The sequence below is a fragment of the Vibrio sp. T9 genome (genome assembly GCF_003123985.1).
Classification (GTDB): domain Bacteria; phylum Pseudomonadota; class Gammaproteobacteria; order Enterobacterales; family Vibrionaceae; genus Vibrio; species Vibrio diabolicus.
In genome coordinates this window covers 411,170-431,749 of the sequence record NZ_NIGY01000003.1, presented here as the reverse complement: position 1 = coordinate 431,749, position 20,580 = coordinate 411,170, and the positions used below count along the sequence as shown (strand labels likewise).

General features: G+C 44.5%; 9 protein-coding genes. 4 read left to right on the top strand and 5 right to left on the bottom strand.

The genetic code is table 11. The features are described 5' to 3' along the window. Positions 1-73 precede the first annotated feature (73 nt). The 4 genes from CBX98_RS08795 to CBX98_RS08780 form a co-directional block, all read right to left on the bottom strand. Complete coding sequence (locus tag CBX98_RS08795) at positions 74-8,788, bottom strand: Ig-like domain-containing protein (protein WP_242446582.1); 8,715 nt, start codon at positions 8,786-8,788, stop codon at positions 74-76. 120 nt (positions 8,789-8,908) lie between these two features. Continuing rightward, positions 8,909-9,523, bottom strand: coding sequence for a tail fiber protein (locus CBX98_RS08790; RefSeq protein ID WP_053807894.1), 615 nt, complete (start codon positions 9,521-9,523; stop codon positions 8,909-8,911). Positions 9,524-9,579: 56 nt separating this feature from the next. Next, positions 9,580-10,527 carry a formyltransferase family protein gene (locus CBX98_RS08785; RefSeq protein ID WP_240312173.1) on the bottom strand — a complete coding sequence of 316 codons (948 nt, stop codon included), beginning with the start codon at positions 10,525-10,527 and terminating at the stop codon, positions 9,580-9,582. A gap of 7 nt (positions 10,528-10,534) precedes the next feature. Then, positions 10,535-11,833 (bottom strand): hypothetical protein, encoded by a 1,299-nt coding sequence (locus CBX98_RS08780; protein ID WP_109168994.1) that lies wholly within the window; start codon positions 11,831-11,833, stop codon positions 10,535-10,537. A gap of 1,360 nt (positions 11,834-13,193) precedes the next feature. Between CBX98_RS08780 and CBX98_RS08775 the strand changes: the two genes are divergently transcribed. After that, positions 13,194-15,875, top strand: a complete 2,682-nt coding sequence (locus tag CBX98_RS08775; RefSeq protein ID WP_242446581.1) for an AAA family ATPase — start codon at positions 13,194-13,196, stop codon at positions 15,873-15,875. A gap of 134 nt (positions 15,876-16,009) precedes the next feature. Here the strand turns inward: CBX98_RS08775 and CBX98_RS08770 are convergent, their stop codons facing one another. Continuing rightward, complete coding sequence (locus CBX98_RS08770; protein WP_109168992.1) at positions 16,010-16,483, bottom strand: DUF1842 domain-containing protein; 474 nt, start codon at positions 16,481-16,483, stop codon at positions 16,010-16,012. A gap of 283 nt (positions 16,484-16,766) precedes the next feature. Between CBX98_RS08770 and CBX98_RS08765 the strand changes: the two genes are divergently transcribed. From CBX98_RS08765 to CBX98_RS08755, 3 genes are all read left to right on the top strand, one after another. Further along, positions 16,767-18,458 carry an FAD-dependent oxidoreductase gene (locus tag CBX98_RS08765; RefSeq protein ID WP_109168991.1) on the top strand — a complete coding sequence of 564 codons (1,692 nt, stop codon included), beginning with the start codon at positions 16,767-16,769 and terminating at the stop codon, positions 18,456-18,458. Between the two features lie 88 nt (positions 18,459-18,546). Further along, positions 18,547-18,780, top strand: coding sequence for a hypothetical protein (locus tag CBX98_RS08760; RefSeq protein ID WP_109168990.1), 234 nt, complete (start codon positions 18,547-18,549; stop codon positions 18,778-18,780). A 464-nt stretch (positions 18,781-19,244) separates the two neighbouring features. After that, complete coding sequence (locus CBX98_RS08755; protein WP_242446580.1) at positions 19,245-20,540, top strand: linear amide C-N hydrolase; 1,296 nt, start codon at positions 19,245-19,247, stop codon at positions 20,538-20,540. Positions 20,541-20,580: the final 40 nt, after the last annotated feature.

Here is a 20,580-nt window from a genome sequence, read left to right as displayed (position 1 = left end):
AATCTCCAGTGATTTACCATACCGCTTCATGAGCAATTGGGATATAAATTATCGAAAAATACCAAACCATAAGTTAATACGCTGCTAACGGCTCAAAAAAATAACGAAGTTGTAGCGCAATTATATCAACATCATTTTCATGTAAAAAATAACGAGCGCCTTGGACACCGATCTCCCAATTATCTGAGAGGTTGTAGCCAACTTCTGCACCAATATATCCATCAAAACCATCCACTTCCGTCGTTATCTTGCTGCCTTGATACGTACTTTCAATATCGGTATCCCAGAACAAGCCCCCCAAACTCAGTTTTGCGGACCATGAATTGTATTGCCAGAACTTATAACCGATGTCGAAGCCTATGCCCTTAACAAGGAGTGGTGCTATAGATGCGACACTGGTGTGATAGTCTTCTGGTGAAGTAGTCGCACTACGCAATGTTGCACTACCTTCACCCATATCTATATAACGAATAGTTCCTGACCATTGCTCAGAAAAAGTATATCCAAACCCGATAGAGCGGTAGAGCCCGGTGTTGTCAGTAGAAATTACGTTATCACCTTTAACAGCATCACGCTCATCTGCATGGCTTGACCCCATTTGAACATCAACATACCAACCCGCTTGACTACTAAAACTAAACACAGCAATTAGTGCTAGAGCACTGTTTCTTCCATAACGTTGCATGGCTCCTAACAAAATCAAAAGCATCAACACCATGCTACCCAATGATCCTGCTGAAGTATTTTCAACCTTTACATCTCTTACCAACTTAACTGTCACTATAACTTTCCCTGTGTCTTGCAGGCCTTGGCTATCTTGAATGATATATGTCAACACATCATTGCCTTCAAACCCTGAGGTAGGGGTATAGGTCACGCTCTGATCTGCATTCATGACCACCTGCCCATACTGCGCTTGGACTGAAACCAACTTCAATGTGTCGTTATCCGGATCGATATCGTTAGCAAGGACATAAACCGTGACAGGGGTACGATCATCGGTGGTAATATTATCGTCCACCGCATTCGGATTCTGACTGTTTACCACATTCACCGTCACCTTCGCCGATCCCGTTCCACCATTACCATCCGTTACGCTATAAGTGATCAAAACCTCCCCGTAGTACTGTGGTTGAGTGACATAACTTAGTTTGTTATCAACCACACTAACACTACCAATATCTACAGAAGCGCGACTTACCTTCAGCCCATCACCATCAGCATCGGTATCATTGCTCAATACATCGAGCGTCACCGTACCATTGAGACTAACAAACGCATTGTCGTCAATCGCTTGAGGAAGTGCATTATTGTTTACACGAGCGGCAACGACGCCAGGGTCAACGACACTGCCATTAGCCAATCCGTCATCATCGTTCGGACCACCGTCTTCAATGGTAAGTTGTACACACCAGTCACCTTCAGTCAGACCCTGTGACCATGAACTGTGCCCTGGTGGCGGACAATAACCAGCCTCGCCAGAACTAGAAGAAACTGTGTTTTGAGCATCCTCAATAAAGTCTATCCACCCCTGTTCAGCGTTATACTTTCGGTACACTGCATTTGCTGGAACAGGTAAACGCTGAGGCAAAACTAATTGATAGCTTTGGCCGGGCAGCGGCAAATTAGTTACTACAAAATCAAAGATTCCCCCTATGCTCTTCATGTTGATATCTTTAGGAAGCTCCTCATCCAGCAATAAAGCTCCTCCTGTTGTGTTAGTCAGAATGGTTATTCCTTTGCGTAAACAGACACCTGGCTGCCCCTCAATGAGGAAGCGATCTTTTTCTGACACAACCTGTTGAATTACGTTACAGTCAGAAATTGCGTCAAGATAGTCAGGAATGCCATCACCATCACTATCATTATGACCTTCTTGATCATCCGGGATTAAGTCGCCATCACTATCTTCACTTCCGAGCTCCGCCAATGTTTGTACCACTTCTAAATAGACATTCCGTGTCACTGATAATGGTGGAGTGCCATTGTCAGTAACTGTCAATTGCAAATTGTAAATTGCTGAACTCAGTAATTGCGGAGAGAAAGTCAATGTTTCGCTGTACATCTGCCCCTCAATCGCTTGGTTAAGTACATCGCTATCACTAGTCCATCTGAAACTGTGTATATCGGACATATTGGCATCATTAACACTGCTTGTGATTGTGACCGGTTCAACACCATTTTCAATTTGGCTCCGCTGCTCCCCCGCCTGAGATACACTTACCGAGACCTTCGGAGCCACATTCTCTTCAAAGATTGTCAAGGTGTAACGACGCTTACTACCTAGATTAAGGGTGCTGTCCAAATCAATCACTAAGGTTTCAACGCCTTCACTTTGTCCATCATTAAGTAGTTCGAACGAAAGTTTGCCTTCGGTACCACTAGTTATCACCACTTCGCCAGAGGTGAGTGTGTGGTCATCACTGTCTGTGCTTCCTGAAACCGTGTAAGGTACGACTACTGGGTAACTCGGCGAAGGGCCGTTAAGGTGTATCGTTACGCTATGGTTGGTGCCTTCCGTGGTTTGCGCATCTTTGGAGATACTTATCAGTGGATACACTGTTACCGTTTGACTAGCCTCAGCGACGTTTCCATCAGAGTCTTGAGTACGCCAATAGACCGTATTAGTTCCAGGTCGGAAGAAGGTCGTGCTGTCGACCAATGAAACAGGTAATAGCTTGCCTGTACTATCTCGGGCCACGGCAGAGCCTAATGCAACTTTAGTAAAGAGCGAAGTTGCTTTCACTTCAATATCTGAAGGTGCGGTTATTGTTGGTGCGTCCAATTTCGCACTTTTAATGGTCACGATTGCTTTCGCGGTGGCCTTTCCACCATTACCATCTTTTACACTGTATTGCACTGTCACTGTACCAATTGACGTCGTTACCAATTGGATTTGACTGCCCATAATCGTTGCCGTTCCAGATGTAGGTTTAACCCATTCCAGTTGTAATGTGTCTAGATCAATATCGCTGTCGTTGCTAAGTACATCCAATAAGTAGCTACCATCGTTACTCTCGGTAAAGACATAGGTATCATTAACTGCCATTGGTTCATCATTGACGTTGATTACCGTGATGCTAAACGCTGCTAGAGAAGCGCTTAGCTCACCGTCAGAGACACTAATAACAATATTATTGGTGCTGCCAACATGCTCATTTTCCGGCGTACCACTTAGCAACCCAGTAGATCTATCAAAGGTTGCCCATGATGGTTTATTGCGGATTGAAAAGCTCAAGCTACTACTATCAACATCCGATGCCTGCAGCGCAAAGCGATACGTACTGCCTTCGTTGACGGTAAGAGCAGGAGTGCCACTGATCACTGGCGCGTCATTGACATTGTTAACCACAATACTGAATCTATTGAGCATTGTGGTCGTGAGACCATCAGATACCGAGATAACAATGCCCTGATATTTGCCAACATCACCATTACCTGGTGTACCACTGAGCGTGCCTGTTGATGCATCAAAGCTAGCCCAAGATGGCTTGTTCACGATACTGAAAGTAAAGGCTTGGCTGTCAACATCTGACACTTGTGGCATGAACAGATAGGCGCTGTCTTCATTCACTTGTGTTGCTGGTGAGCCAGAGATAACAGGTGCATCATTCACGTTATTCACAGTAATCGAAAACGCTGACAATGAGGAAGAAATAGTACCATCGGATACGCTAATCACGATATCTGGATAAGTACCCACATCACTGTTACTTGGCGTGCCAGAAAGTGCTCCTGTTGTCTTGTCAAATGTAGCCCAAGGTGGCTTGTTAGCTATCAAGTAGGTCAGAGTATCCGCTGGGTCATTATCCAATGCGGCGGGCACAAACTGATACACACTATCTTCATCCACTTGTGCCGATGGAGTACCCGTAATCACTGGCGAGTCATTAACGTTATTCACTGTGATGGTCACTAACGCCACTCCAGAGGTAAGTTCTCCGTCACTTACGCTGTAAGTGAAACTGTCCTGACCAAAGAAGTTACTGTTACCCGTATAAACCGCGTGATTGCCTGTGACGGTAACATTACCGTTGACTGGTGATTTTACAATTTGATAGCTCAAAGATGAGCCTTCTGCATCGTTACCATTTAAAATAATGGTCAGCGGTATCTCTTCCTCTCCCGTAGCACTGATATCGGTCGCGGTTGGTGTATCGTTGACTGCATTAACCGTCAAATCGACACGAACCTCTGTCGAGTCTAGATCACCGTCGTTGACCTTGAACAAGAAGAAGTCGGAGCCATTGAAGTTCGCTTCTGGTGTATAGCGCCAACCATTATTGGTCAACTGCTCTAGCACGCCATGACTGACTTGCTCAGTGATAAGATACTGCAGAGTGTCATCATCGTTATCAATATCTGAACCAACCAGCGTGATCACCAAACTATTGTCTTCATCAAGCGTTTGTGACTGTGCTTGCGCCATTGGTGCGTCGTTGACTGGTGTTACCGTCATGGTCACTGTTGCGACGTTAGATACAGCACCTGCTAAGTCTGCCACCGTATAGGTGAAGCTGTCTTCACCGAAGTAGTTTTCATTGGGGTTGTAAACAATCGCTCCAGACGCCGTCACGTTCACACTGCCATGTGCTGGCGTATCGACGACTGTGACACTAGTGAGTTCAAAACTGTCTCCAACATCGGCATCACTATCATTGCCTAATACGTTGACCTCGAAGGAGCCTCCCTCTAGTAGTTGTGCACTGTTATCAACAGCAACGGGGGCATCATTCACTGGCGTAATATTGAGCGTGACGGTTGCTGGCACGGAGACTGCTTGACCACTATCGGTTAACGTGTAGGTAAAGCTATGTTGACCATTAACGTTCGCTGTTGGCACAATCTTTAAGGTCCCATCGGCATTGACACTGACCGAGGCAAAACTGTACCCCCCCTCTCCTTGACCAAGATCTTGCAGGGTAATACTACTCGCGGTGAATGACCCATCTTCAATATCACTGTCGTTACTTAAAACATCGAGTATCGATGTGACATCTTCATCAAAGGTAAAACTGTCTGCCTCCGCCACTGGTGAGTCATTGACGGAACCGATATTGACGTTGACCGTGGCCGCAAGAGAAACGCCGCCTTCACTGTCTGCGATCGTGTAAGTAAAACTGTCGCTACCATTTTCATTCGCATTCGGCGTATATACAAAAGTGCCTACAGCTTGATCAATGGCGACTTGTCCTTTTTGAGGCAAACTAACTAACGCTAAATCACCCGTTGGGATGCCATCTTCAACATCCTTCGCTTGACTGCGCGCGGTGACTGCTGCGCTTGCGGTATCTTCGTCAGTGTTAATGGTCAGCGCTTTCGCGACTGGCGCATCATTTATAGCCTTGATAGTTACGGTTACTGTCGCGTCTTGTGACTCCTGTAACAGGGCATCTTTCACGGTATAGGTAAAGCTATCCGTGCCTGTCTCATTACTATTTGGCGTATAGGTAACAACGCCGTTGCTGATCGACACCTGACCTTTAATTGGTTGCGTTTTAATCGTTGCAGAAGAAGCGACCATGTCATCATTAATATCGGAATCGTTGGCTAACAGATCAAATTGTTTCGCCGTATCTTCCTCAGTCGAGAAGCTATCATCAACTGCCGTTGGCGCGACATCATAGCGTTTAGTCACCGTATCCGTCACTGCATCAGATGCGTTGCCTGCGGCATCGGTTACCACCACGCTTACTGTCAACGTCCCCTCTTGCAAACCAGTGACGTCAATGCCCGTTACTTGCATGGTCTCCGAGGAGATTGTTTGACTAGCGCCGTCAATGGTCGTGGTACCGTCGGTCACGCTATAAGTGAACATTGCGTTCACTTCAGCTGCTGCGAAGGTAAAGCTTATCGCTTGTTCGTTGGTTTTGTTAATGCTCTCCTGATCAATGCTGATGCTATGTCCAGTCGGGATCCCCGTATCCACTGAAATCAACAACTGAGTCGCTGCAGTATTGAGGTTTCCTGCAGCGTCGCTAAATTGCTCTGCTGCAACATCAATAGTTGCATCCTCAGTGCTTTCTTCTGCAGGTGTAAAGGTAGCCGTGTAACTGGCGCCACTGCCCGCAAAGTTAGAAAGAGTTCCGCCAGCAACGGTCACATCGGCTTCGGCAAAATCAGTTGCGGCTTCACTCAAGGTAAACGTGAGTGTTGTCGTTTCACCCGCTTTCAGCGCAGCGCTGGAGCTAGTGATACTGACGGTTGGAAGCATAGTATCGACGCTGATGGAAAGTGGTGTTGCTGCACTATTGCTGTTACCAGAGGCATCGGTAAATGTGCCGGTGGCAACATCAATGGTGCCGCTCGCCACACTCTCTTCCGTTGGTGTAAAGGTCGCCGTGTAACTGCTACCACTGCCTGCAAAGTTGGACAAACTGCCGCCAGTGACGGTGACATCTGACTCAGCAAAGTCACTTGATGACTCACTTAAGGTGAACGTGACACTCGCCATTTCGCCAGAGATCAAATCGAGGTCTGAGCTGCTCAAAGAAACAGTTGGCTGCACGTTATCTAACGTAAATGTTTTGCTATCTGCACTGGAGGTGTTGCCTGCAGCATCGCTCTGGCTAGCCGCGACCGTCAGGGTGCCGTTGTTAAACGCACTTACATCAAGCTCACTGCCGCTCAACGTCCAGTTGCCTGAGTTGTCGGCCGTCACCGTACGACTGGCATAATTGCTGTAGTCCGTGATGGTCACGGTCACGCTATTGCCTGCTTCCGCGCCGGAGCCAGCAATCAGCACGTCGTTGTCTTCTGCCGCATTGACGATGCCATCAGTTTCAATCGGCGTGGTGATGGTCACAGCTGATGGTGCGGCGTTATCCAGGGTAATGCTCTGGGTGGCGGCGGTGGAAGTATTACCTGCGGTATCCGCTTGGGTTACAGACACAGTCAAGGTGCCGTTGTTAAACGCACTTACATCAAGCTCGCTGCCGCTCAACGTCCAGTTGCCTGAGTTGTCGGCCGTCACCGTACGACTGACAAAGCTGTTATTGTCCGTGATGGTCACGGTCACGCTGTTGCCTGCTTCCGCGCCGGAGCCAGCGATCAACACATCGTTATCTTCTGTCGCATTGACGATACCGTCGGTTTCAATCGGCGTGGTGATGGTCACTGCTGATGGGGCAGCATTGTCCAGGGTAATGCTCTGTGTGGCTGCGGTGGAGATATTACCTGCTATATCAGCTTGGGTTGCAGACACCGTCAGGGTACCATTGTTCAGGCCACTGATATCCAGCTCGCTGCCGCTCAGCGTCCAGTTGCCTGAGTTGTCGGCCGTCACCGTACGACTGACAGAGCTGTTATTGTCTGTGATAGTCACGGTCACGCTGTTGCCTGCTTCCGCGCCGGAGCCAGCGATAAGCACATCGTTGTCTTCTGCAGCGTTGACGATACTATCAGCCTCAATCGGCGTGGTAATGCTCACTACGGATGGTGCTACTGTATCAATGGTGACACTTAACGCGTTGGATGCCGAGCTAACATTATCATCGCTATCAGACGCTTTAGCACTTATTGCATGTGTAATACCAGACGCCAACTCATTGGTTGTTATCTGCCAGTTTCCTCCAGTAGCAGTGCCTGTACCAATAACCGTTGCACCTCCACCGACTTGATCACTGTATAAAGTAACGATCGATCCACTCTCGGAAATCCCACTAAACGTTGGAGTAGTGTCACTGGTAATATTATCAGTATTTAATGATCCGGTATCCGAACTAGCATCTAAATCGGGTGTAGATGGCGCATTTGGCGTGGTATCGACCGTAGTAAAGTTAAATGTGGCATCATCGCTGATCCCAGCAAAGCTATTATTTGCGGTGTCAGCCACGGCACTGGATTCAATATGAATGGCGTAAGTCCGGTTTCCTATCAGATCACTGGTTGGGTTTAAGTAAACTTTATCGTTGGTAACACTGATTCGGCCAGCGCCTGGTGATGTTGTTGTGCCATCGCTTTCGGTGGCAACATTAAATACTTCAAAGTCGCGACTGTCTGTAACATTACGAATGGTAATATTGCCGTTCTTCAGCTCAATATTCTCATCAAAGGCAATCTCGATGTTGTTGCTAACAGAAACATTGGTTGCATCATCAGTGGGGGTTGAGCTCGCACTGACAAAAGTAGGCGCGGTTGAGTCTGAAACCGCAGCGTCATCAATCTTGATACTTTTGATAAGATAACGAGAGTCAGCACCCGGACTTCGGGTAAACGCCATAGTCACTGTATCAACGTCCTGCCATGCAGAATCAGTAAAGTCTGTACCACGGGTCAGGGTAAACAAATCCTGTAACCCTGAGTTTGCTTCACCACCTTTTGGCAAGGTGACAGTTTCGGTCACTGTTTGAGTATTATTAGAGAAGCCAGTTAACACAAGTTGATACGTTTTATCTGAGTCTCGGGCCGACCCCTGCATAAAGGTAATTTCGTCGAAACTGAAGTTAGTACTTGATCGCTCAAAAAAGCGGAAGCCACGATTGTTGAACTCATTAATCATGGTATTTGAGAAAAAAACACCAGCTACAAACCCGAGGTCATTTAGGCCAGTAAACGGAGTGCTATCAGTGCTATTGCCGGCATCTAATACCATAGACACAGCACCTGCATTGGTAAGAGTGACCGAGGGCATACCCCCAGTGACGCCTGTCTCCACCTCACTAAAATTGGAACCTGAACCATTAGAGTAATTAATCGTTTGCTGTGCGGCCCAGGCTTCACCGGAAAAAAACGCTGAGGACACCCATGCTGTTGTAATTGCGATCGCTACCTGACGACGTAATCTCATTTTCCTCTCCTGAAGATGACGGCCTTATCAACATAGCCGGGTTATCATAATCAACTTAAATATTTAATTTTTTTATAGGAAAGGATTAGCGAAAGTTTCAGCCAATTCTTTCTTGGTTGATTAGCTGCGCGGTGGGTATACTCCCGCAGTGGCAATTAACCAATTAATCGGCAATACCGGGCTCAAAATATTAAGTGGCACTGAACCGCCTGTTTCAGTCACAGTTACAGTACCTCCTTCCGAGCCACCACCAGACACACTTAAGCCTTCGATCTCAGTCAAATCTGGTTGCTGAAACGTCGGTTTATAGAACCCAGGGGTAGAGTTTTGCGCTATATACGAATTACTATCGGGTACCTGTGTATTTGCAGCATTGGTAGCAACCTGCATCCTGCCTGTTACAGGTGCAGAAGTGCCAAGAGGGGTAAAAATTGCCGTATGTAAGTGTGCTGGCATTTGGGTTATATCAATAGTTACCAGTTCAGTACCCAATCTTTCTCCCTGATGATAATCCATCCCCCCAGGTCGTGTGCCTACACCAACTGGACTGCGGCCACGCAAATCAGGTAAACCAAAGGTAGTTCGGGCGTCACCTCCGTATAGAGTGCTAACTAGAGAGAAGAGTGCTGGATTATCTTCAATTGCCTGCATTTGCCCCGAGCACATTGCCCAATTTCTAATTGCAAAATTGCCGCCAAATGCGGTTAGTGTCCCAAGATACGGTTCTGTAGCCATACTGTTCTTCCTTTTAACGTATACACTTAAGTTAAAACCAACCCATAACGTAATCTTTACTCGCAGGCTGAAGCGTGCTGAAGCAATGACATCCCAGCGTCCAGCCCAGCCATTTGCGCGTAGCGATAACCCGAAAACACGCCTTGCTGTGTAGCAATAACATCTATTGATATTGCGCTATCTAACGTTTTCACTTGTAACCCATGTTGTGGGCTGATCTCGAGAATGCTCCCCGCCTCAACACCGGCTAAAGAAGTCTCCATTGCGCTTGCTTGCAAAACATTGGCGACACCATTTGGCAAGCTCAACATCGCACCTCCGAAGTCATGATTGCCTGCTCGCACTAAGTTGACGATTTCGCGACTCGTTTGCACGTTCCAACGAATGTGCAGATCATGTTGGTTTACTGCTCGTGCCACTTCGTTGGGGTTTGATACTTGCTCACGCCAAACCAGCCCTTGCTTTTGTTGCGCGATGAGGAAGTCATACATCAGCTTAGCCGTCATTTGTGACGCTTTTTGCTGAGCACTGGTTAAGGTCTCAAACGGGTGAAATGGTACCTCTAACTCCATTCCTATAGCGCCGGAATCAGCCGATGCCTCAAGACGATGCAGGGTGAGGCTAAAGGTGTCTAAACCGTCTCTTAATTGCCAATAGAGAGGCATCGGGCCTCGATACTCGGGCAGCTTTCCCGGATGAATGTTGTACAAGTTTCCGTTGAAAAACTGACACAGCGAGGAATGAACTATGTGCCTGAACAAATAGATGACGCCATCCGTGACTCGCCAAGCATCGAGTTGCGCTATCAAAGCACTGCTGTCATTGGCGGTATACTGAGCAATATGAATCGATTGAGCGCTCAGATAGCTCTGTAGCTGCTGTAAGTCAGGATTTAGTTCTCCTTCCGGTACTACCACGCCCGCCAATTTATGCTGTTGTGCCAACAACTGAATGATGGGCAAGGCGTAACAACTTCCTGTCAAAACGACGTATTTTTGCTGCATATCGAAATCATCCATGGGTGGCGACAAAACCTGGCAATCCGGTTAACTGATAATAGAAACTGACCTTATCCCCTCCCTTCGCTTCAAAGTAATGGTGTTCAACAGCTTTGGGCTTGGCATCCACATAAAAAGTCATGTCGGGTTTAGGATGGGTAATACCAGAGTCGTATTGTCCGACCATCGCATCTCCGTAAGTATCGATATGGCTGTAAATGGCGAGGATACGTTTTGCCATATCTGGCACATCTTTCGGCAGCTCAATGGTGTTGCCTTGCAGCATTTTTATTCCACCATCTAGCTCAAAAATCTCGCTTCTGAGCAACATGGCTTTATTGACGTTAAGAATTTCTCCCAGATCAATTCGATCATCTATCGCTTCCGGCTGGCAACGGTTGGAATGTGCATACTCTGCTTTTTCCCATTGTTGATTAAATTCCGTCTCCCCGATGACCATCATGGCGCGCACAGATACCTGATTGGGGATCATTTCGCCTTGAATATGTAAATATTGAACCAAATGTTTCGCGATGCTGAGGAACCCTTCCCGACTAAAGCCATGCTGCATCGCTTCAAGTATCAGGAGATCAAACGTTTGAGTTGGCGAAAATTGGGTAGCATCTTCTTCCACTAAGGCTTCAATGTAGTCTGCGATATCAAGATCCGCGATCAATTGATTGAGTGCTTTAATCGCTCCGGGGTGAATATCTACTAATGTCACCTGAAGCTGCTCTGCGCTAATCCGATCACTTTGTTTGTAGTGAGCAAGTAAAGGTAGCAGCAATGGTGCAAAGGGGCCGCAAGCTGGATAAAGCACTTTAACCTGTGGCTTGTTGGCAAGCATTTGTTGGATAGCTTTGTTTGTACCACACGCAAAGCCTTTAATTCGGTACACATCTTTGATGGTGTGTTTACAGTTAAGTGGAGACATCACCAGCCCAGATGTGGAAATGTACTGTCGGGTCAGTTCCTCTTGAGTGAGTTTAGCCAGAGAAAGAGATTGGCAAGCGTTGCCATACATGCTCTGAAAGGCTTGCACCAGTGTTCGGTGCTCAACTTTCGTCTCCTTCAATACGAGCTCAACTGCCGCAGCGAAACTTTCTTTCAGTTGCCGTTGGCGTTCAGCCGTGCTGAGTTGGTTTTGGAGCATAGCCTCAAGTTGAGTCCGTAATGAGTACTTAAGCAGCTCATCCATTTCGGGTTCAGCAAAACCAAACTGTTGAGTTTGTTGCTGCACTTCTTCAATACCGACCGTCTCACGAGATTGAGGACGTTGCTGGTAGAATTCTATAGGTGAGCCCTTTTGCATAATTTATGAACCTCAATTGCCGCTGTAGCAGTTGTTAATGATGTAAACAAGCCTGTACTTGAGAAAAACATACGCCATAAGCTCGGCGTTATAATATCTGAGCTCACGGATCTAATTTCATAAACCGTACTGACAAAATTGGGCAGAAAAATTGAGATAAAAACAGTTCCAATTCTGGAAATTCAGAGAGTAGTAAATAGTTAGGGTAATAGGCCTTTCGATATGATTCTTCTAAAGCAAGCGCTTGCCAATCCCCTCGATAACAAGATCGTTTGACATGTGGCAGCCACGCAGTCTCCTTGATAGAGGTAAGCGCGGCATTCAAGTGTGGTGTAATATGAAATCCTTTTAACAGGCAGAAAAAGCCAATATCCATTATAAAGCCAACTATTTATAATATTGAAATTAAAATTATTTTTATCGGCAGTTATTTAGAAAGTGCCGATGTTTAATTTATAGACTAGAAAAACTTAACTCGCCAGAATAGAAATAAAAAAAACACTAAAAATAAAACTGTCAATTTATATCTTTAAAATTAAAGAATTTAATTGTTAAAGTTTAATATAATCCAATATAAGTTGAAGGTGTGCAATCTTTTAAAAGATATACATTTAAAGATATTTCAAAAAAACTTATTAATAAAAACATGAATTCACAACAATAATTATCAAAATTATTAATAACAAAAACACCACCAATACAACAATGAATTAAGGTAGTTTGAAGATTAAAATGCCCATTTCATTTTCGTATATAACATTTTAACTACTAGTATTATATGTGGTGAAATAAGATAAATTTGTTCACTCAACATATCCAATCGATTCAGGTTTACTGGGAAAAGCTATACGTTACAACGGAGTGAAATATGGCAAATAGGGATGGAAGAATTCCACTCAACGTATTACGACTCAAAGAACTGAGAAAGAAATTAGGACTGAGCCAAGAAAGACTGGCGGAAGAATGCTTTCAACAGGGTTTTGTCGTATCTATTGCTTCCATAAAGCGAGCAGAGTCTGGGGCGAATGTGCTGTATCGTACCGCATCCAATCTCGCGGAATACTTTTCTGTCCCCGTAGAGGACCTCTTAATAGATCGGGCCTCAGAACCATTACTTACAAATGTGTCTTCATCACCACCATATTTTTTTATTTTTGCAATCGAAGCAAAGTGTGATTTGACCGAAAAGGCTCTGCAAACATTACTTTTCAGCCAAAACACTACACCCATAATACAAAACCGGACGTTTGTTCTTACTTGGTCTATACAGGAATCGGACGAATATGTTTTTGAGCGAATTCGACAACTAGCCCTTCAAATACAGGTTGCTCTTTCGACTTCGATTCGGTCTTTTATCAATGTGAAGTACAAGCATCGAGTCACTGAGCTATCGGAACATCCGGATGCGATAACCCCAATCAATGAAATCCTAGTTAAAATCCCTTGGGGAGAAATAGCTGCTTGTCCTTGCTTTATCTCGTCCAATTGTGCCAGACCAATAAAACCGTTTCTGACAGGAGAGCCAGACTTCAACAACTGGCATCTTGTATCCTTACACCAAAGCCATACTGACTGTTTTGTAGGGCGTAAACTTGAACTAGAAACATTGAATAGCGGAATCAAGCGATGGCAAAAACAAGAAGCAGGCCAAACGTATTGTATTACTGGTACCGCAGGGATAGGAAAGACCAGCCTACTCAACCAGGTCATTGCGTCTTTGAATCGATCTTCGTGTTTAACCACAGAGATTCAAATCCTGAATCATGGCAGTGCTGCTCTATTGTCCCCTCAAAATATATTCACTCGGGCAATTTGTTCATTTACTCGTGAAGATACCGATGATTCTATTCGTCAGCAAACTGTCGAGTCATCAATTCCGTCTTCTTTCCACCTCTGCCTTTATTGGTTAATGGGGGTAGCACTCAACGAATCAGAAAAGCAGTTGCTGAACTTAATGGAGTTCCAAACGCTGAAACAAACGATAGAGCAATCTATCCCTTTCTTAATTCAACAACGGCAGACCAGAAAACCGCATTTGATTATTGTTGAAGATGTCCATTGGGCCGACGAAGTAATGTTGGCATTTCTTGAGACACTGCTACCTCATATCACAAAAACCAATATTTTACTCTTTCTGACGTTTAGGCAGCAAAAACGACTTAGTTCCAAACAATCTTGGTTTGCCAACGTGAATCTAATCGAACTTAGGGAGTTATCATCTGAAGAGTCTTACGAGTTAGCTTGCTCAATCACATGCCAACAGAATAAACATATCAATGACTGTATAAAGCTTGCGAAAGGCCATCCTCTATACTTGCGCCAAACACTGCTTTGCTCTCAGTTTGATAAAGACGTTCCGGAGTCATTGGAACATTTAGTTTCGATACAATTAGCTCAACTTCCAGCCCAAGATCGCCAAGCACTCTGTACTGCCTCTGTGTTGGGGCAGTGCTTTCAACTGGAGCAACTGCGTGAAATCACTCGAATTCCCGGCTACGTACCAGATAAGTTAGTCGACGCTGGCTTAGTAAAACTCAATGGCGATCAATACCTTTTCCATCATGATTTGATTTGTAATGCTGTTTTCCGTCAAATAGACAAGTCACAGTGTTCAAAAATACACATGGCCTGTGCAAAATGGTATGAGAGCCGAGATCGATTCTTATATGCCGTCCATATTAATCATGCCAAGGTCGAAGGTGTATTTACTGTTCTTGAACAGACCGCCAAACATTACCTGAGTAATTATCAGTTTGAAAAAGCACTGACACTTATTGAGTTCGCTATTAAAGAGTCACCTAAAGAACAGATGGCGTATGCACTAAATATGAAAGGAAACTGCCTGTATTCGATGGGACGCATCAAAGAGAGTATTGAGGTTCTTGAGCAAGCGGTTCATCACACAGAAAATGATCCTGAACGTGTTCAATACTATCTAGACCTCATTAACCCCTACCGCTTAACCGACAACTTTGTACAAGCGATGTCGATTTTAGACCAAGCCCAAGCCCTGTGCGAAAAGCTGACGTTAAATAAATCTTTGTGTGAAATCCACTCGATGAGAGGTAATATGCTGTTCCCTACTGGGCAGCTAGACGAATGTGAGAAAGAACATTTACTTGCATTAGATTACAGTCAGCGAGCAAACTGTTTTCGCGCGAAAGCAAAATCGCTTGGCGGCCTCGGTGATTGTGCCTACGCACAAGGAAAAATGGCTCGCTCATACGAGCACTTAACCGAGTGTTTGCAACTGTGTGAAGAGCATCAGTTGCTTTCGATTGAAACTGCCAATCGCTACATGCTGGCAACAGTGATGATCTATCAACTGCAATCTGACGAAGCACTAAAACAGGCTCAGCATGCCTCGAATCTTGCCTATCTCACGGCAAACCGCCGAGCAGAAATTGTTTCCAGGCTTACGGCAGCATGGATCTTTCTCGACCGTAATGTATTGGTGCAAGCTGAAAACGAAATCTCGACCGCTCTGCAACTTTCAAAACAGCTTAATGCTCATCGATTTGTCGCTTTTCTTTTGGAGTCCAGTGCAAGATTGCACTGGTATCAGGGAAAAGAGGAGAAAGCCCTTTCGGACATCGACACGGCTCTAGAGCTTGTTCATATCAATAAGCTACACAATTTTATTGGTCCTTGGCTCGTATCTACCAAGGCACTTATTTGTGGCGATGAATCAACGGCCCTCTCCGCTTTGCGCACTGGTGAGGCTTGGCTAGAATCTACCTGTGTTGGTCATAACTATTTACGCTTTTACCAACAAGGAATCCAAGTAGCGTGGCAGTATAAGCAGCCTACGCTACTTCGAAAATATCGCGATAAGCTTGCTAACTTCACCCGAGAAGATCCGCATCCATGGGGTGATTTTTATATTGAACAAGCGAATCTGATGCTTGCCTTACTCGACCAGTCCAGCTCCGTATCTGAGTTGTTAAACTTCAATCAGGCCGCGCGTAAGTATCAACTGAACCAGGCTCAAATAAGTGTTGATGAGCTCGACCATTGGCTCTTCACATCTACTCAACCATGAAATATTCAATAAACGAAGAAAGTCGACTAATTGCACTGTCAAATCATCTTGTTTGCTCGATTTACCTCGTCAAACACAGATATTCGAAACCATCGAATATCTGTGTTTTGGCACAGTGTCATCGCTGATTAGATTTATGCTGGCGCATGCTCACTTTGCTCCACCTTAAAGTTTTCGATGCTAGGAACATGCTCAGGTAAAAGTAGAGTAACGCGTTGATTTGCTACTTCAACCCATTTACCTGAACTATTTTTATATCGATAGAATGCCACGCCTGACTTCCAATCATCATTAAGTAGGATGTTGAGCGTTACGTTGTGAAGATCTGCTCCTAAAGGAGCAATGCCTAGGTAAGGCTGGTAGCCCTGCAACGTCACCATGATATGACAATCACGCATCGTGCATTGATAGTTGAAACTGCCATTGAGATCAGACACCACATTTAACGGTGGGTTAATGGCCTGAAAGATATGTCCTTTACCCACTATTGATTTGTCTTCGCTGGCCACGAGTAGATTAACATCTGAGTTCACTCCTCCAGGTAAGCCGTTACCAATTTGATAATGAGCAGTAAAAATTGCTTGTGATTCTTTTGATTCCATTTTCATTGTGTTCTCCAACTGAATTTATTGTCGTTAGTGACCCATTCAATGTAGATAACACGTCATTCAAGTTCAGTATCACTTTAGGCTCAGATCTACTTGACTACATAAATTATCTACGGTCACGCAGATGCCGCTCGTTCTTTTCATCAACCAGATATTATTGCTCTCTCGCTGATGCTTTTGGCGATTTGTACAGAACAACTGATACCAAACTGATATGGCGAACATATGCATGCTAGTTAATATTTAAACAACTATTCAATACATAAGCCAAATGGAAAAAATAATGGAACAAGAATGGATGCAGGGAACTAAAAAAAACCAAGTGGTAGAACAGCACCCTAACCCTCAAATACAACGCCTCGCTGTACTTAACGCGTACTCAATCTCAATCAATAATGCCAAACTGTTTATTCAGAAAATGGATAAATGCGGTTTTCCTAAAGAGCGACTACTGACACCTCTTGAAAACACGGTTTCACCGGTTCCTGGTTTGAACCAATATCAAGTCGAGTCACTCATCTTCAATACTCGCTATCAACACCAACCCTTTGTCATTGTCATGTGCGAAAGTACGCAAGAAGTTCAGCAAGCCTATCTAACAGCAACTCGATTCAGTCTCCCGATTCGTGTTCGCTCAGGAGGGCATGATCACGCAGGTGAATGCAGCGGTGACAACGTCATTTTGATTGACGTGAGCAGAATTAAGACATTTCAATTGTGTGAAAATATTGCCACCATTGGTGCTGGCTATCGCTTCTATCAACTGACACCAAAACTTGCAGAGCATGATCGAATGATTGCACATGGAACCTGTGCCACAGTTGGGTTGACTGGCTATATTCAAGGCGGAGGATGGGGCCCTTGGACACGAAAATACGGCATGTGTTGTGAGCACCTAGTGAGTGCAACCGTGGTATTGGGTGATGGTACGATCACAGAAGTCTCAGCAGAGTCCAACCCCCACCTATTTTGGGCACTAAGAGGCGGCGGAGGCATGAGTTATGGCATTGTTACCGAGCTACGCGTAAAAACATTCCCTTTACCCAAAGAGATCCACCGCTTCGAACTTCAGTGGAACCTTTACAAAAAAATCAACGGTATGCTTCAGCCAATACCAACGCACCCTACCATAGATGTGCTAAAAAATTGGGAGCAGGCTATAAAAAGCCTAGATACGCCTAAACTTCTTGGCACCAACTTGCAAATTGATGCTCTGCCTGAATCATCTAACCACTGTGATCTCGAAACCATCAGCCATCACTGCACTATGTACGGTTACTGGGAAGGAACAGTGCAAGATCTTGACCAATTTATAGCCGTTCAATTTGGCGCCTGCTCCCCTGATTTAGTTCAAGTCTATGAAGCACATGGCACTGATTTTGACGGGAAGAAATACGATCACTCCCTGATGAGCACATGGGGGCGCGATTCTTTGTGTCAAAGCGGTTCTCCTTTCCCTCCAGATTATGACGCCCCAGCACCTCACAAAATCACTTCGCGATTGGTGTCAGAGCGAGGTCTTAAAGCAGAAGGCTATACTGCACTTTTGCAAAGCTTAACTTCGCCTTTGATAAAGCCAGAAAACCGCGATCAAGGGCTATTTAGTTACGTAACCTTAGGTGCGATCACTGGTGGCTTTTATCATCACTCAGACGACCTTGAAGACATATCTTTCCCCTACCGCCAGTGTCAATATACAGTCCAATACCAAACTTGGTGGAATGAAGAGATAAAGCAAAAACTAGAACTACAAAATAACCCAGTACTTGTTGATGTAAACAGAGCCATGGACTGGATTGATAAAGCCAGAGAAGCTGATATACCGGGAACCTATGGTGCCTTCATCAGCTTTAAAGATCCGGCAATTCCGACAAGCGTTTATTTTGATCGAAGCTACCGCGACTTAATCGGTATAAAAGAAAAATACGCTAAGGATAAGTTTAATCATCTTAGAACTAATAAGACCATCATTTAACATCAATATGCATCTTAAAAAGCATATATTTACAGGCCGTCATTTGGACGCTCTATCACGTATAGAAAGTTAAAAAAGAGGAAAAATTATGACAACTAAGGGGGCATTTTACGTTAAAAATAATTCCAGCGATAAAATCACCGGATATGTGAGATTTAAAGACTCTCCGGAAATGGAGGTCCGTTTCGACTTGAATACTGGGGACAAGTCTTGTGCATACTATGCAAAAGACGAAAATAAAGGCCCCGTCGCTGTGGAAATCTTTAATGATAATTTAAAAATATCTCCACCACTTAGCGGTTCTTGTGAGAAAACTTTATAGCCGCTTACCCGATTCATCACTTCGCCCGAGACTGTTAAACAACTTCTCGGGCAGTTTCATTTCTCGGTATTTGGATTGAAGACTCTCCCCATTTTCAATCATAATCTGAAATTGTTAACTTTATGTTCTCAATTTATATCACCACTGCAAGATAATCGAATCAATAAATATCACTTTTAAAACCAACTTTAAATCTAGAGTAACCAGGATTGAAAAATAAATATATTATTGAGTTCTAAGATCAAAGAGTTTTACTTAATACATCACTTTTTATTTTAACGCTATCAACTGATACTAAACTGCTACTGACGTTTTTTGATTGAATGCTTAACTTAATAGCATGCGCTTATCTCAATGGCTAAAACCATTATTAAAGCGCAATCCTTCTATATCCACGTAATCTCTAAGCATTTGATTCAGAGAGTTTCTTGGATATGCATCATTCAAGATAAACAACGGAAAGCATGGCTATGTGTACAGATGTGAATATCAATTATGGTTGCAACAACCAAACCTTATCCGCTAGAACCATGGAGTTTGCAGTTAACCTACAGACCGAGATCTGGTTTAGAGCCCAACAAACTTACCAAATTACGACCTTTACTTCCGACGGAAAAGCCGACCGTGTTTTTAATGGTCAGCCGCCAAAACGTCACAGTAAAGAATGTGAGTTTCGAGCAAATTGGCAGGGAGAGTTGAGCTTCATACACTGCAACGCCATTACCCGGTATAATAACCCTCTTTTAACAGCTGATGGCATTAATGAATCTGGCCTTTCTGTTGGGTCACTGTACTTGCCCATTCTCAATCAAAATGTATCGACCTTTCACATCCCTGATGATGCCTTTGCATTAGGCAGCGGCCTGTTTGGTACTTTTATCTTGTCTACGTTTAATACTGTGGACGAGATGGTGACCTACTTCACCACCCACCCCGTTTACGTGTTTAACTCGACTATTTCAACTGGTGAAACAGAGAGTGGCAACATGGCTTTGGACCAGCATTTCGTGATTCACGATGCAAATAATGACAGTGCAGTCATTGAGTTTCTTAACGGTAATATGCATATCTATCGAGCATTTAAAGAAAGCGATATGTTCAGCAAAGAGGAAAATCAGCAAGCACGCTATCAATGTACCGAATACGACTTTGATAATTATAAAGTGGTTGTGGACCACTCCTACGTAGGAGTAATGACTAACTGCCCAAATTACCATTGGCATGTCAATCACCTCTCATATTTTTCCAATTTGCGCAACTACAACCCAGAACCGAACAATGAAGTAACCATGCAACGTCATGTCCAAGTGCCTGGCCCACTTCAATCAATCAATGGCGCTGGCTTGATGGGCCTACCCGCCGACCCAACACCGCCGTCTCGATTTGTACAAACCTATGCAATTAAGCAGTTAAGCGAACAACCAACTAACTTCGACGAAGCCTTCTCACTCGGACAAAAGCTACTTAATCGCGTTGATATACCTTTGGGCATCATGGCGAATGAGTTTGAGACATCCGATAACCCTGAAGTCTTTTTTAGTGATATCACCCAATGGAGCGTTATTAGACATAACAGTCATCAGTCACCCGCGTTCTATCTGCGTACTTACGGAGACATGACTTGGCGAGTAGCCAATGTCAAAGACTATATTGGATTAAATAGAGACTGTCAGATTTCAAGCGTTTTACAGCTCATGCCAGTTACAACATCATTACCGTTTGAACAAGTCGAATCTCGACCAACTATTAAAATCGCTTAGAGTTAATTTTGAAGCGCAAACAAATGAGAAGCAAAAAGCC

Excerpts from the sequence above, each read along its gene's own strand:
- CBX98_RS08755 (WP_242446580.1), top strand. The coding sequence starts at position 19,245 with ATGGCTATGTGTACAGATGTGAATATCAATTATGGTTGCAACAACCAA.
- CBX98_RS08790 (WP_053807894.1), bottom strand. The coding sequence starts at position 9,523 with ATGGCTACAGAACCGTATCTTGGGACACTAACCGCATTTGGCGGCAAT.
- CBX98_RS08760 (WP_109168990.1), top strand. The coding sequence starts at position 18,547 with ATGACAACTAAGGGGGCATTTTACGTTAAAAATAATTCCAGCGATAAA.
- CBX98_RS08785 (WP_240312173.1), bottom strand. The coding sequence starts at position 10,527 with ATGCAGCAAAAATACGTCGTTTTGACAGGAAGTTGTTACGCCTTGCCC.
- CBX98_RS08770 (WP_109168992.1), bottom strand. The coding sequence starts at position 16,483 with ATGAAAATGGAATCAAAAGAATCACAAGCAATTTTTACTGCTCATTAT.
- CBX98_RS08780 (WP_109168994.1), bottom strand. The coding sequence starts at position 11,833 with ATGCAAAAGGGCTCACCTATAGAATTCTACCAGCAACGTCCTCAATCT.
- CBX98_RS08765 (WP_109168991.1), top strand. The coding sequence starts at position 16,767 with ATGGAACAAGAATGGATGCAGGGAACTAAAAAAAACCAAGTGGTAGAA.
- CBX98_RS08795 (WP_242446582.1), bottom strand. The coding sequence starts at position 8,788 with ATGAGATTACGTCGTCAGGTAGCGATCGCAATTACAACAGCATGGGTG.